This is a genomic window from Microvirga sp. 3-52, assembly GCF_018383585.1.
Classification (GTDB): domain Bacteria; phylum Pseudomonadota; class Alphaproteobacteria; order Rhizobiales; family Beijerinckiaceae; genus Microvirga.
The window spans coordinates 46,879-61,175 of sequence record NZ_JAHAMK010000029.1; the positions used below are offsets into that span (position 1 = coordinate 46,879).

The 14,297-nt window shown below is 64.3% G+C and carries 13 protein-coding genes; 9 read left to right on the top strand and 4 right to left on the bottom strand.

Annotation, left to right across the window (positions count from 1 at the left end):
* Nucleotides 1–13 precede the first annotated feature (13 nt).
* The 6 genes from lipB (at nt 14) to KHP60_RS19190 (ending at nt 6,834) form a co-directional block, all read left to right on the top strand.
* Entirely contained in the window at nt 14–727 is a 714-nt protein-coding gene (gene lipB / locus KHP60_RS19165) for a lipoyl(octanoyl) transferase LipB (protein ID WP_249688932.1), read from the top strand.
* Between the two features lie 89 nt (nt 728–816).
* Entirely contained in the window at nt 817–1,194 is a 378-nt protein-coding gene (locus tag KHP60_RS19170; RefSeq protein ID WP_213565916.1) for a hypothetical protein, read from the top strand.
* A gap of 229 nt (nt 1,195–1,423) precedes the next feature.
* A complete protein-coding gene (locus KHP60_RS19175) occupies nt 1,424–3,031 on the top strand; it encodes a carboxyl transferase domain-containing protein (RefSeq protein ID WP_213565917.1) in 1,608 nt (535 codons plus the stop codon).
* Between the two features lie 55 nt (nt 3,032–3,086).
* Nucleotides 3,087–3,917: a protein-L-isoaspartate O-methyltransferase gene (locus tag KHP60_RS19180; RefSeq protein ID WP_213565918.1), complete on the top strand. Its 831-nt coding sequence runs from the start codon at nt 3,087–3,089 to the stop codon at nt 3,915–3,917.
* 357 nt (nt 3,918–4,274) lie between these two features.
* Complete coding sequence (gene ilvD, locus KHP60_RS19185; RefSeq protein WP_213565919.1) at nt 4,275–6,005, top strand: dihydroxy-acid dehydratase; 1,731 nt, start codon at nt 4,275–4,277, stop codon at nt 6,003–6,005.
* The gene (locus KHP60_RS19190; RefSeq protein ID WP_213565920.1) at nt 5,992–6,834 is read left to right on the top strand and encodes a tetratricopeptide repeat protein; all 843 of its coding nucleotides are present in this window, start codon (nt 5,992–5,994) and stop codon (nt 6,832–6,834) included. Before ilvD ends, KHP60_RS19190 begins: the two co-directional genes overlap by 14 nt.
* Before the next feature lie 141 nt (nt 6,835–6,975).
* Here the strand turns inward: KHP60_RS19190 and xth are convergent, their stop codons facing one another.
* A complete protein-coding gene (gene xth, locus KHP60_RS19195) occupies nt 6,976–7,761 on the bottom strand; it encodes an exodeoxyribonuclease III (RefSeq protein WP_213565921.1) in 786 nt (261 codons plus the stop codon).
* Between the two features lie 95 nt (nt 7,762–7,856).
* Here xth and KHP60_RS19200 point away from each other — a divergent pair, with 95 nt between their 5' ends.
* A complete protein-coding gene (locus KHP60_RS19200) occupies nt 7,857–8,549 on the top strand; it encodes a ceramidase domain-containing protein (protein WP_213565922.1) in 693 nt (230 codons plus the stop codon).
* The gene (locus tag KHP60_RS19205) at nt 8,536–9,099 is read left to right on the top strand and encodes a hypothetical protein (protein ID WP_213565923.1); all 564 of its coding nucleotides are present in this window, start codon (nt 8,536–8,538) and stop codon (nt 9,097–9,099) included. Before KHP60_RS19200 ends, KHP60_RS19205 begins: the two co-directional genes overlap by 14 nt.
* A gap of 570 nt (nt 9,100–9,669) precedes the next feature.
* Here KHP60_RS19205 and KHP60_RS19210 read toward each other — a convergent pair.
* The 3 genes from KHP60_RS19210 to KHP60_RS19220 all read right to left on the bottom strand — a co-directional run bounded on the left by KHP60_RS19210 (nt 9,670) and on the right by KHP60_RS19220 (nt 13,319).
* Nucleotides 9,670–10,761, bottom strand: coding sequence for an alkene reductase (locus KHP60_RS19210; RefSeq protein WP_213565924.1), 1,092 nt, complete (start codon nt 10,759–10,761; stop codon nt 9,670–9,672).
* 127 nt (nt 10,762–10,888) lie between these two features.
* Entirely contained in the window at nt 10,889–11,842 is a 954-nt protein-coding gene (locus KHP60_RS19215; RefSeq protein ID WP_213565925.1) for an aldo/keto reductase, read from the bottom strand.
* A 112-nt stretch (nt 11,843–11,954) separates the two neighbouring features.
* Nucleotides 11,955–13,319 (bottom strand): hypothetical protein, encoded by a 1,365-nt coding sequence (locus KHP60_RS19220; protein WP_213565926.1) that lies wholly within the window; start codon nt 13,317–13,319, stop codon nt 11,955–11,957.
* Between the two features lie 649 nt (nt 13,320–13,968).
* On the opposite strand from KHP60_RS19220, the gene KHP60_RS19225 reads away from it, so the two are divergent.
* Nucleotides 13,969–14,297, top strand: a 329-nt coding sequence (locus KHP60_RS19225; RefSeq protein WP_213565927.1) for a hypothetical protein, incomplete at its 3' end; no start/stop codon positions are given.

A 14,297-nucleotide genomic window follows, 5' to 3' on the forward strand; every position in this document is an offset into this window, starting at 1 on the left:
CCTGCGAGACAGCTTGACCGTTCAGTTCCAGCCCGAGAGCGGTTCCGCTCCGGTGGAATGGGCCATCACGGATGGTCTTGTGGGCTATGAGGAGGCCGTTGCCTTCATGGAGGCGCGCGCCGAGGCGATCGCAGCGGGCGAGGCGCGGGAACTGGTGTGGCTGGTGGAGCATCCGCCGCTCTATACGGCGGGGACATCGGCCAAGGCGGCAGATCTGGTGGAGCCGGATCGCTTCCCGGTTCACCAGACGGGGCGGGGAGGGCAATACACCTATCACGGCCCGGGCCAGCGGGTGGCCTACGTGATGCTCGATCTCAAGCGGCGGGCTCCCGATCTGCGCCGCTACGTGACGGCCCTGGAGGCCTGGCTCATCGCGACGCTGGATGCTTTCAACATCCGCGGCGAGCGTCGGGAGGACCGGGTCGGCGTGTGGGTGCGGCGGCCGGACAAGGGCGTGACCGTGGAGGATAAGATCGCAGCCATCGGCATCCGGGTCCGCCGCTGGGCCACCTTCCACGGCATCAGCCTCAACGTGGAGCCGGATCTTTCACACTTCTCCGGCATCGTTCCCTGCGGCGTCAGCCAGCACGGGGTCACGAGTCTCGTCGATCTCGGCATTCCCGTCACGATGCCGGAGGTCGATGCGGCGATGCGGAACGCCTTCGAGGAGATATTCGGGCCGACCGTGCGCGTGGAGATACCGTTGCTCTTGAGCCACGGCGTCTAGGTTTTTCACAACGGATACGGCAAGGCTTCTCCCCAAGGCCGCTTCATGCTCTAAGCTGGAGCAAACGGCTGATCATTGGCGGAACTTCCATGCAACGTGTCCTTCTCGCTTCCCTCGTCGCTCTGGCCGCCTCGGCCTGTGCTTACCGGCCCGAGCCTACGGAACTCGTCAAGATCGTCGATTCGCCGGCGGATGTGCGGGTCTGCACGCGCCTCGGCGAGGTGAGCCCGGTGACGCCTACGACGCCGGGAACCCACAGGCCCGTGAACGTGGGCTTCGGCGTGACCCTCGGCCGTTCCACCTTCGGCCACGCCACGGAGGAGATGCTCCAGGCCACCGTCGCGCTCGGCGGCACGCATCTCTACCTGCAGCAGGTCTCCCAGGACTGGTCCCTCGTGCGCGGCATCGCCTATCGCTGCGGATCGGGCGTCGTGCGCCAGGAAACGGTCATTCGTGCGAAAGGCTGATGTGACAGTCTGCTGAACCCGGTTGCGCGGACTCCCTGGTTCCAGAGCATCGGCCCCAAAAGTGGACGGCACTTTTGGGATCAATCCGATGCTCCTTTTCTTGATTGGCGCATCGTAGAAAGCGGAAAACCGGACCCACTTTTCCGCACGATGCGCTAGTACTGACGTTTCGGGCCCACGGCTTGCCGCCGCTGAAGGGCCGAAAACCAAGAACAAGGGAGACCGCGCCGTGCCCGTCATCGCCACTTCTGCCGATCTGACATCGGAAGCCGCGCGGGCCAACCGTGCCGCCTGGGCCGACCTTGCCCAGGATCTCCAGGCCAAGCGGCAGGCTGTGGCGGAAGGCGGACCCGCCAAGGCACGGGAGCGCCATCTGGCCCGCGGCAAGCTCCTGCCCCGCGAGCGGGTGATGCGCCTCCTCGATCCGGGTGCCCCGTTCCTGGAGCTCGGCTCGCTGGCCGCTCACGGCATGTACGAGGACGCGATCCACGGTGCCGGCATCATCACCGGCATCGGGCGTGTCGAAGGCCGCGAGGTCATGATCGTCTGCAACGACTCGACGATCAAAGGCGGCACCTATTACCCGATGACGGTGAAGAAGCATCTGCGCGCCCAGGAAGTGGCGCGCGAGAACCGTCTGCCGTGCATCTATCTCGTCGATTCCGGCGGCGCGAACCTTCCGCATCAGACGGAGGTGTTCCCTGACCGGGAGCATTTCGGGCGCATCTTCTACAACCAGGCGACCCTGTCCTCATTGCGGATTCCACAGATCGCCTGCGTCATGGGCTCGTGCACGGCTGGCGGCGCCTATGTGCCGGCCATGTCGGACGAAACGATCATCGTGCGCCGCCAGGGCACGATCTTCCTCGGCGGACCGCCCCTGGTGAAGGCGGCGACCGGAGAGGTGGTTTCAGCCGAGGATCTCGGCGGCGCGGACGTGCATGCCCGCCTCTCCGGCGTGGCGGATCATTACGCCACCGACGACGTGCATGCGCTCGCCATCGCGCGCCGCATCGTCGGCACCCTGAACACGCGCAAGAGCATCGATATCGACATCGCCGATCCGGCGGAGCCAAAATATGCGATTCAAGATCTCGACGCGATCGTGCCCACCGACCTCAAGAAGCAGTACGACATCCGCGAGGTGATCGCACGCCTGGTCGACGGGTCCGAGTTCGACGAGTTCAAGCGCCTTTACGGCACGACCCTCGTCACGGGCTTCGCCCGGATCTGGGGCATGCCGGTCGGCATCATCGCCAACAACGGCATCCTGTTCTCGGAGAGCGCGCAGAAGGGTGCGCATTTCATCGAGCTGTGCTGCCAGCGGCGGATCCCGCTGCTCTTCCTTCAGAACATCTCCGGCTTCATGGTCGGACGTCAGTACGAGGCGGGTGGGATCGCCAAGGATGGCGCGAAGCTCGTGACGGCGGTGGCCTGCGCCCAGGTGCCGAAGATCACGCTCCTGGTCGGCGGCTCGTTCGGGGCCGGCAATTACGGCATGTGCGGCCGCGCCTATTCTCCGCGTTTCCTCTTCACCTGGCCGAACTCCCGCATCTCGGTGATGGGCGGCGAGCAGGCGGCGAGCGTGCTCGCCACCGTGCGGCGCGACAACATCGAAGCCGAGGGCAAAGCGTGGAGCACCGAGGAGGAAGAATCCTTCAAGGCGCCGATCCGCGACAGGTACGAGCAGGAGGGCTCACCCTACTACGCCACCGCGCGCCTCTGGGACGACGGCATCATCCTGCCCTCGGAGACACGCCGCGTGCTGGCACTCGCCTTCTCCGCCGCCCTGAACGCGCCCGTTCCGGAGACGAAGTTCGGCGTTTTCAGGATGTAGTAAGACTGGCTCTTGGAGCCGTGGAACCAGAGTGCCCCGAAGACGATTTCAGGGCATGTCCCAGGAAGGGTCTGACCGCTATCGTCGCGCCTATGCCGGGCAGATCGCCCGGCTGGCGGATATTCGCGACGGACGCATCGAGCAAGCCTTTGCGGCCGTCCCGCGCGAAGCCTTTCTTCCGCCGCCGCCCTGGACCATCATCAGCATGGGCGTCGCCATGCGGACCCCTGAGCTTGCCGAGATCTACAACAACGTCCTCGTCGCCATCGATCCCGAGCGCGGCATCAACAACGGCGAGCCTGCACTCCATGCCGCCTGGATCGATGCCGTCCGCCCGCAGCCCGGAGAGACCGTGATTCATGTGGGGGCGGGCACGGGGTACTACACAGCCATCCTGGCAATGCTGGTTCAGCCGAACGGGCGTGTCGGGGCCTTCGAGTACGAGACGGATCTGGCCGCTCAGGCGGCGCAGAACCTAACCGCCTATCCTAATGTGACCGTTCATGCTGCTTCCGCTTTCGGTCGGGTCCTGCCGAATGCCGACATCGTTTACGTCAATGCGGGCGTCGTTGCACCTGACGTGCAATGGCTGCGGGCGCTCAATCCAGGAGGGCGGCTGATATTCCCGTGGCAGCCGCACAAAGGCTGGGGACCGGCACTTCTGGTGGCACGGCGGGCAGGAGGGTTCGGCGCGCAGTCGCTGATGACCGTCGGGTTCATCTCCTGCAGCGGCACAAAGGAGCGAATCTCTGTCGGCCGCCTGCCGACGGAAGCCGATCTTTCCGCCGTTCGTTCCATCTGGATCAGGGACGACCGCTCTCCTGATTCCACTGCCGTCGCGGTCTACGACGACGTCTGGTTCTCGTCCGAAGAAATCGCCGCCTGAAAGAGCGTGATCGGACGCAGGCATCCCTTCGACTAGGGCCGGAGGCCTCAAGATCAAGCGGAATCCTGTCCCAAAAATGTTGCGGTGAAGCAACACCCTCAAACCTTCAACATCTTGCCCCTCTTGGCCCAAGCTCCGCCGCGATGCCGCCATAAACGAAGCGCTACTCGTGATGCAGGTTAAAGTGCTTCAAAACCAAAGCTTTACGGCACGGAACCCGGGGCAGAACCTGGATTAAGGCTGTTGGGTGATCCTTCGTAAGGATCGTTGCGTCGGTGGCGTGGCACATGGCAGATCACGGGAGTTCCAAAGGGCTTGGATCTCCTTGTGGAAACCGGGTGGAAAAGAGTTCGGACCATGGATGCGCGGTTGATCGACAAGTCGAAGCTGCCGAGCCGTCACGTGACGGAGGGGCCCGCTCGCGCGCCGCATCGCTCCTATCTTTATGCCATGGGATTGACCAAGGAGCAGATCGCCCAACCGCTCGTCGGTGTCGCCACCTGCTGGAACGAGGCCGCTCCCTGCAACATCTCCCTCATGCGCCAGGCCCAGGCCGTGAAGAAGGGCGTGGCCGCCGCAAGCGGAACCCCGCGCGAGTTCTGCACCATCACGGTGACCGACGGCATCGCCATGGGCCACCAGGGCATGAAAGCATCGCTCCCGTCCCGTGAGGTGATCGCAGATTCGGTCGAGCTGACCATACGCGGCCATTCCTACGATGCGCTCGTCGGCATGGCCGGCTGTGACAAGTCCCTCCCGGGCATGATGATGGCGATGGTGCGCCTCAACGTGCCGTCGATCTTCATCTATGGCGGTTCAATTCTTCCAGGCTCCTTCCGCGGTCGCCAGGTGACCGTGCAGGATCTCTTCGAGGCAGTCGGCAAGTACTCGGTCGGCGAGATGTCGGACGAGGATCTGACCGAACTCGAGCAGGTCGCCTGTCCATCCGCCGGCGCATGCGGGGCGCAGTTCACCGCCAACACCATGGCGACCGTCTCGGAGGCGATCGGCCTCGCCCTGCCGTATTCGGCGGGTGCTCCGGCGCCTTACGAGATCCGCGACAGGTTCTGTGCCGCTGCCGGTGAGCAGATCATGGACCTGATCGCCAAAAACATCCGTCCGCGCGATATCGTGACCCGCAGATCCTTGGAGAACGCCGCCACCGTGGTAGCGGCTTCCGGCGGCTCGACCAATGCGGCTTTGCACCTTCCGGCCATCGCGCACGAGGCGGGAATCAAGTTCGACCTGTTCGATGTTGCCGAGATCTTCAAGCGCACGCCGTACATCGCGGACCTGAAGCCCGGCGGGCGTTATGTCGCCAAGGACCTGTTCGAGGTCGGCGGCATTCCACTGCTCATGAAGACGCTCCTCGATCACGGCTACATGCACGGCGACTGCATGACCGTGACCGGCCGCACCATGGCCGAGAACCTCGCTTCCGTGAAATGGAACGATGACCAGGACGTGGTCTACCCGGCCGACAGGCCGATCACGCCCACCGGCGGGGTCGTCGGGCTGAAGGGCAATCTCGCTCCGGAAGGAGCCATCGTGAAGGTGGCCGGCATGGCGAGCGACAAGCAGGTGTTCCGGGGCCCGGCCCGCTGCTTCGACGGCGAGGAGGCCTGCTTCGAGGCCGTCTCCACGCGCCAGTACAAGGAAGGCGAGGTCCTGGTGATCCGCTACGAGGGGCCGCGCGGCGGTCCCGGCATGCGCGAGATGCTCTCCACGACGGCGGCGCTCTACGGGCAGGGCATGGGCGACAAGGTCGCTCTCATCACCGACGGGCGCTTCTCGGGCGCGACCCGCGGCTTCTGCATCGGCCATGTGGGGCCGGAAGCGGCGGTGGGCGGCCCCATCGGCCTGATCGAGGACGGGGACATCATCGCGATCGATGCCGTCAACGGCACCATCGACGTGGAGCTCTCGGGCGAAGAACTGGCAAGGCGCCGCGCCGAGTGGGAGCCGCGGGAGACGAGCGCCACCTCGGGCTATCTCTGGAAATACGCACAAACCGTGGGTCCTGCGCGGGATGGGGCTGTCACCCATCCGGGCGGAGCCGCAGAAAAAGAAACCTATGCGGACGTTTAAACTCATTGCAGCCACGTTGTGGGTGGCCACCTTCGGCGCCGGTGCGGCCTATGCACTCGATGCCGCACCGCGTCCGCAACCGCTGACGCCTGCTCTTGCTCCAGCTCTTGCACCGCCCATCAAGTACGGTTCAGCGCGCGATGCCCTGCGCAGCGGCATGCGCGACTACTATGCGGGCGATAAGATCGGGGCGGTGCACGCGCTCGAATATGCGGCGGGCCAAGGGCATTCGCTCGCGCTTTGGAAGCTTGGGCGCATGTATGCGGACGGCGACGGCGTCGAGCACGACGACCTGAAGGCCTTCGAGTATTTCTCCCGGCTCGCCGACCAGCATGCGGACGAAAGCCCCGATTCCCCGAACTCGGCGGTCGTCTCCAGCGCCTTCGTGGCGCTCGGCACCTATTTCCTGGATGGCATCAAGGACACCTATGTGGCCGCCAATCCGGGGCGCGCCGTCGAGATGTTCAGCTACGCGGCTTCCTACTTCAGCGACTCCAACGCGCAGTACAACCTCGCCCGTCTCTATCTCGAGGGAACCGGTGTCCATAAGGACGCCCGGCACGCGGCGCGCTGGTTCAACCTGGCGGCCGAGAAGGGACACACCGCCTCGCAGGCGCTCCTGGGGCATCTCTTAATGACGGGGCAGGGCGTTCCGCGACAGCGGTCCAAGGGGCTCATGTGGCTGACCCTCGCGCGCGAGGCCTCGACCGACGCGGCCAAGGATCAATGGATCGTATCGCTCTACGATCAGGCTTTCGCAGCGGCAGACGAGAGCGACCGCAAGCTCGCGCTCGCCCTCCTGGAGCAGTACATCCAGTCGCGCCGGTAAAGCGCCGGCTGCCTGGCACTCCCCACGTCGTCACCGGCCTTGTGCCGGTGATCCCGGTTGGAAAAGCACTGCGCTTCAGGGTGCCGGGGACAGCCCTGACGTCCAGTGTTTGTCTACGGTGCTCCCAAAGGCCAAGGGCAATCAGTCAATATCGAGATCCACCATCACCGGCACATGATCGGACGGCTTGTCCCAGCCGCGCACTTCCTTGCGGATCGACGCGGTCCTGAGCTTGTCCTGGGCCTGGGACGAGAGGAGCAGGTGATCAATGCGGATGCCGTTGTTCCGCTGGAAGGCGCCCGCCTGATAATCCCAGAACGAGTAGAGCCCCGGCTGATCGCTGCAGGCGCGCACCGCGTCGAGGAAGCCGAGATTGAGAAGTTCCCGGAACCTGGCCCGGCTCTCCGGCTGAAACAGGGCGTCATTGGTCCAGGCCGCCGGGTCGAGGGCATCCTTGGGCTCGGGGATGACATTGTAGTCGCCGCACAGGACCAGAGGCTCCTCGAGCACGAGAAGGCTCTTGGCATGGGCCCGAAGGCGGTCCATCCAGGCGAGCTTGTAGTCGAATTTGGGTGTTCCGATAGGGTTGCCGTTCGGCAGATAGATGGAAGCCACCCGCACGGCGCCGGTGGAGGTTGATATCACGCCCTCCAGATAGCGCGCCTGCTCATCGCTCTCGTCCCCCGGAAGCCCGCGGCGCACGTCCTCGAGCGGACGCTTGGACAGGATCGCGACGCCGTTATAAGCCTTCTGGCCATGGGTGACGACGTTGTAGCCGAGCGCCTCGACCTCCGCACGGGGGAAGGCCTCGTCCACGCATTTCAGCTCCTGGAGGCAGATCACATCCGGATCGGCGCTCTTCGCGAACGTGGCGAGGTGGTCCAGCCTCTGCTTGATGGAGTTTACATTCCACGTCGCAATTCGCATCCCGGCACTCTCGTTTTTCCGTCCTCTATGCTTCATCGGATGTTCGTCCTCGGCTGGCAAGCTGGAAGTCGTCACCATCCCCACGGTTGCGCCCCATGCCCGAATCCTGGTTCACACCTGTCGACAGCTACTGCGAACGCCTGGGACCTGGTTTCTGGGCGGAGCCGCTGAATGCCGCGACCAACGCCGCGTTCATCGCGGCGGCCCTCTTTGCCCTTGTGCTCTGGCGGCGGGCGGGAGCCAGGGACTGGCCGGCTCTCTGGCTGATCGCCGTCACCTTCCTCGTCGGAACGGGCAGCTTCCTGTTTCACACCTTCGCCAACCGATGGTCGTTCCTGGCGGACGTGCTGCCTATCGCGGTCTTCATCTACAGCTATTTCCTGCTCGCCATGCGCCGGTATCTCGGCCTCGGGCCGGGGCCCGCCATTTCCGTGACGGTGCTGTTTGCCGCCTTCAACATGTCCTTCAGCCCTCTCTGGCTCGGCATTCTTCCCGGCGTGACCCTGAATGGATCGGTCGGGTATATCCCGGCGGCCTTGGCGCTGTTTGTGGTCGGGATCCTCTGTTGGGTTTCAGGCGTGAGGGAGGCGGGCAGGGCGCTTCTGACGGCGGCATGCGTGTTTGCCCTGTCGCTGCTTTTCCGCTCAATGGACGACACGGTCTGCGCGAGAATGCCTGCAGGAACTCATTTTCTGTGGCATCTGCTCAATGCGCTGGTGCTCGGCCTTCTCATGAAGGCCGCCATCCTCCATTCATCCCGGAAGAACCCCATCCATGTCCAAGGTTGAAATTCACGGTTACGCCATCGTCTCCGACAACGACTGCATTGCCGATGCCTCAGGCAGGACCCCCGAAGTGCTCCGCAACGATGCCGATTGGGCCTACTTTCACGCCGAACTCAACAAGTCGGCCGTGACGGTGCTCGGCCGCGCGGGACACGAGGCCAATCCGAATCCCAAGGGCCGCCTGCGGATGATCCTGTCCTCGTCTTCGACCGGTCTGGAGCGGCGCACGGATGGCTGGTGGTGGAATCCTGAAGATCTGCCCTGGGCCGAAGCGATCCGGGTTGTGCTGCCGGCGGGCGGGCGCGTGGCCGTGCCCGGCGGCCGCCGCGTTTTCGATCTCTTTCTCGCCGTTGGCTATGAGGCGTTTCACCTGACCCGTGCGGAGGGAACGTTCGTCTCGAATGGCGTTCCCGTCTTCTCGGACTGCAATGACGATACGAGAGCTGAAGCGGTTCTTTCGGCCCATGGGTTGAGGCCGGGGTCCCGCCGGATCCTCGATCCGAAAGGTCCGGTGAGCCTGACAATTTGGCGGAACGGTCACCAAGACTCGTGAGTTTGCTTGGAGTTGACGTGCAACGCGACCCGAAGGGAGGAGCCGATGCGTCACCTCACAATGTCGACCGCGCTGGTCGCAGGATGCCTGATCGCTGGAGCGGCCTGGGCGCAGGGATCCTCGGGCGGCTCCAGCGGAGGGAGCTCAGGCGGTACGGGCGGCGGCTCGTCTTCGTCGGCATCACCCTCCGGAGGTTCAACCGCCTCGCCAAGCAGTGCGACGCAGCCCAGGGGATCGACCATGCGGCCGCCTGCACAGGGTGCTCAGGGCAGTGCCGATCCTGGAAACAGGGGTAGCCGCGTCGGCGGTACCACAGGAAATACAGGGACGGGCAGTCGGGAAACCACCACGGGCCAGATTCCGCCTCCTGGCACGGAAGGCAGTACCGGAGGGACCTCTGCCGGAGCAGGCGGCTCCCAGACAACTCCCGCCACTACGGGAACGGTATCCGGAGATGGCCGCCTGCAACCGGGCGAGCGCTCCACCGTCAGCCCCAGCTCGCGGGAGGAGAAACTCCTCGAGGAGGCCGACAAGAGGGTCAAGCGCGGGATCTGCCAGGGTTGCTGAGGCTCAGGCTGCCTCGTCGAGACCTGGGTATTCCGTGTAGCCCTCGGTGCCGCCGCCATAGAAGGTGGCCCGATCGGGCTCGTTGAGCGGCGCATTGAGGCGGAAACGCTCGACGAGGTCCGGATTGGCGATGAACAGGCGTCCGAATGCCACCAGATCGGCGTTCCCGCTGGCAACGGCCTCGGCGGCCATGTCACGGCTATAGCCGTTATTGGCGATGTAGGCTCCGCGGAAGGAGCGGCGCAGGCCCTCGTAGTCGACATCGACGGCGTTCCGGTCACCCTGGGTGGCGCCTTCGATCATGTGGATGTAGGCGAGCCCCAATCCGTCGAGCTTTTCCACCACGTGGCTGAACAAGGCCTGAGGGTTCGAATCCTCGGTGTCGTTGACCTTGGCCGGCGACAGGCGGATGCCGACGCGCCCCTTGTCCCAGACCTTGAGCACGGCCTCGGCCGCTTCGATGGTCAGGCGGGCCCGGTTCTCGATGGATCCGCCATAGGAATCGGTGCGATGGTTGGAGCCGTCCTTCATGAACTGGTCGAGCAGATAGCCGTTGGCCGCATGGATCTCGACGCCGTCGAAACCCGCCTCCTTGGCGTTGCGGGCGGCATTCTCGTAGTCCCGCAGGATGCCCGGAATCTCCGAGAGATCTAGCGCACGGGGTTCGGACACCTCGGCGAAGCCCTCCTCAAGGAAGGTCTTCGTCTGGGCGCGAAGAGGCGAGGGGCCAACGGGCGCGCCGCCCCCTGGTTGAAGGGAGGTGTGGGACACGCGGCCCACATGCCAGAGCTGGATGAGGATCCGCCCGCCGGCCCTGTGAACCGCATCGGTCACCTTGCGCCAATGCGCGACCTGAGCGGGCGAATAGATGCCTGGCGTCCGCAGATAGCCCTGGCCCTGATGCGAGATCTGAGATCCTTCCGAAATCAGCAGGCCGGCGCTGGCGCGCTGGGCGTAATAGGTCGCCGTGATGTCGCGGGCCACATCTCCTTCCGCAGCCCGATTCCGGGTGAGGGGAGCCATGACTAAGCGGTTGGGCAGGGTCAGGTCACCCAGGGTGAACGGCTGGAACAACGCATCGGCATCAACACTCATCGTAAAACCTCGCATGAGCCTGTGGAATTAGTGAAAGCACAGGTCGATACGAGATAAGCGGCTCGCCACGCGATGCAACGGAGAGCTGCCATGCAAAAATTCGATGCCTCGGGTGGAAAGGGCCTGATCAGGACGGATCGCTGGCTTGGTCCAGTTCCTGAATGTCGTCGTTGTCGAGGCGCACCTCCGTCGCCTGCACGAGGTCGCGGATCTGGTCCACGCTCGTCGCGCTGGCGATCGGTGCCGTGATGCCTGGGCGCGCCATGAGCCACGCCAGCGCAATCGGGGCCGGTGTCGCATTCTTCCGAGCAGCCACTGCGTCCAGCGCCGCCAGAATGCGCCTGCCACGATCATCGAGATAGGCGGCCATGCGCCCACCGCGCACGCTCTTGCCGAAATCCGCATCCGACCGATACTTGCCCGTCAGGAACCCGCTGGCGAGCCCGTAGTAGGGAATGACGCCGATCTCTTCCCGGCGGCAGAGCGGCTCGAGGTCGGCCTCGTATTCGGGCCGGTCGGAAAGATTGTATTTCGGCTGCAGGCTCTCGTAGCGTGGCAGGCCGAGTTCGGCGCTGATCTCCAAGGCCTGCCGCAAACGTTCCGCCGTGAAGTTCGATGCGCCGATGGCCCGCACCTTTCCATCCCGGATGAGCTCTTCATAAGCGCCGAGCGTTTCCTGCTGCGGTGTGTCGAGATCGTCCCGATGGGACTGATAGAGATCGATGTAGTCGGTCTGGAGGCGCCGAAGAGAGGCCTCGACGGCCGAGCGGATATAGCTCTTCGACAATCCTTTCTGACCCGGCCCCATTTCCGAGCCGACCTTGGTGGCGATCACGAGCCTGTCGCGATTGCCGCGCGCCTTCATCCACTTGCCGATGATGGCTTCCGACTCGCCGCCCTGGTGGCCGGGTACCCAGGTGGAATACACATCCGCCGTGTCGATGAAGTTCAGGCCGGCATCGGTGTAGGCGTCGAGCACCTTGAACGACGTTGCCTCGTCGGCCGTCCAACCGAAGACATTGCCGCCGAGGCACAGGGAAGAAACCATCAAGTCCGAGCGGCCGAGCCGACGCTTTTCCATCTTCATCTCCTTGATCCGCTGCCGATCTGGGGCGGATGACGGCACTTGCAAGATGGCGGGTCAAGATCGCGGCGTCCGATCATGAGGGATCGGACGCCGTTTCGCCTCCCGGTCAGGCGGCGACGCTCAACGTGATGCCGCGGGCTTCGGCAAACGCGAAAAGCTCGGATTCGCTGCAGACGCGATGCCGCTGGTCGATGGTCCAGCCGCCTTCGTCGCGCACCACGATGTAGCCCCGCGCCTGAAGGCGGGACACAACCGCCTGAATGCCCCCCGATTCGTTCTTCGTCACGCCACGCTCTGCAATGAAACGCTCGATGGCCACCTGTGCGGCCTGTGCGAGATCGATCGCGTCGGCACGGTTTGCCGGCTTGGCCTTCGCCTTGGCCTGGGCGAGAACGCGTGCAGGATCCCGGCGAACGGATTTCCAGCCGCCACGACCGGAGGTCTGGGCGCCGGCTGTGTCCGGTTCCACGGCCCGGGTGACGGCGGGAGCCTCGCTGACGACGATTTTCGGTGTGGAAGGAGCAACAGCCAGCGGGGCAGGGCGGGGAGCCGCGACCTGTGAGGCGCCCTGCAATGCCGGGAGGATCGCTTTTTTCACGTTCGCCTTGGGTTTGGCCGCAGGCTTCGGAGCTGCAAGCCGAGCCTTGTCCCGAAGCGCCTGCGCCTGGCGTGCCGCATCCGCCGCCTTCCGCTTGGCCTCTATGTCGGCTTTCCCGGCCTCCACGGCCTGACGTTTTGCTTCCTCTTGGGCTTTCCTTGCCTCTGCGTCGCGACGGGCAGCAGCCTCGGCCGAGCGCTTCACCCGAACGACAAGACGCTGGTCGATGCGCGCCTTCTCGGCGATGGCCGCCCTGGCGGCCCGGATCATTCCCGCCTCTGTGTCGGCGACGAAAGTCTTCAGCCGCTCCACCATGGATGTTTCAAGGGTCTCAATCGCTTGGGCAAGCGCCGCCTCGATGTCGATCGTCGGCTGCGGGAATTGCTGTACCGGCACGGCAGTTTGGGGAGAAGCCTCGGCTCGCCTCGCCGATGCGCCGCGCTCCGGAACGGATCCTCGAGATGGCTTTTGTCCGGCGGGGCTTGCCGTTGCGGGCTTTGCCGATGGCGCCTGCACCGCTTTCGGACGAGCCGTTCCTGCGGCGGTGATCTTCGCCAGCTTGGAGAGGTCACGCACGCCGATCAGGCCGAGATCCTGCATCTTCCAGCGGATCTGGGTCACGGTTCGTCCAAGCTCGGCGGCAATGCGCTTGTCCGTCATCGGCGGGTCGGCCAAGACGAGCTCGCGCAGGCGCGCGACCGTGGCTTCATCCCAGGACTGATGGGGTTGAACAAGGGTTCCGATCAGCCGTGCCCTGGCATAGGTTGCCGGCACAGGCCTTCCCAATTTCGCGGCCGTGACGGGAACCGGGATCTTGGCTTCCCGGTCGCGGCGCAGAATCTCAAGCTCTTCTTCAGTCCAGACCCTGTTCATTGCAGGGCTTCTCCTTTTCTCAGCAAGGCTGGGATCCGGCGAACCTGCATCGCGAGAAGAAGAGCGAATGCGGAGGAAAGGAAATTCGCCGGATCGTGCCGGCGACGGATAACCGTTAGGCCGACACGCAGTGGAAGGGCACCTGACCCGCGGTGCCGGCTCTGGCGAGGCTCGCCACCGGGGACCATGGGGCAGGCCCCGGATCGGGGCTCGGCTCAAGATCGCGCATCACGCAGCAGCCTCTCATGAAGCGCATGCTTCGTGATGAGGACCATTGCGGTCGCTTGAAGTCGAGCTGCAGGTGCATGACGAAGTTTTCAGACCAAAAGTTGGAGCGCGTCGGATCCAAAAGTGGTCTCCACTTTTGGAATCGATCCGATGCTTGATCCGTTGGACAGCGCATCGTTCGAAGCGGGGACACGAGTCCGTTTCGAACGATGCGGTGCGAGATGTAGTCGGCTTCCGATCAAATCTCAATGCTCGAGACGTCCGTAACGGAAAGTTTCCTCGCACGGCCGGAGAGCCTTGCGGAATAACGCTTTCGGCAATCTTTCCGGCGGACATGTAAGAATTGGTTAACCATGAAAGCGCATTCTCGATCCTGTGAGTCCCTCGGGGATTTCACGCATGCCTGACAGGGGGAAGGCTCATGGCCGACAGCACCATTACGCAAACGATCAACGGGAGAATCGAAGCCGTAAAGAAGGTCGTGAATCTCATCGCTCAGGCGGGCAGGGAAGACGACCTGCATGATCTGCGGGTCCTTCTGATCAACACCATGAGTCTGCTCAAGCGCGATCCGGGCATCGAGGCTGCCGTGGACGATCTCTATGCATCCGCCGCATCTCTCGTGCGGGATGCATCATCCGGCACGCCTCCCAATGCCAGATCGCTTCGCCTCCTGCTCTCCGCCTCGGAGCGCTTCTGCACCCGCCTGACTGCTGCCGTGGACCGGATCGTGCCCGAACCCGAAGTTCG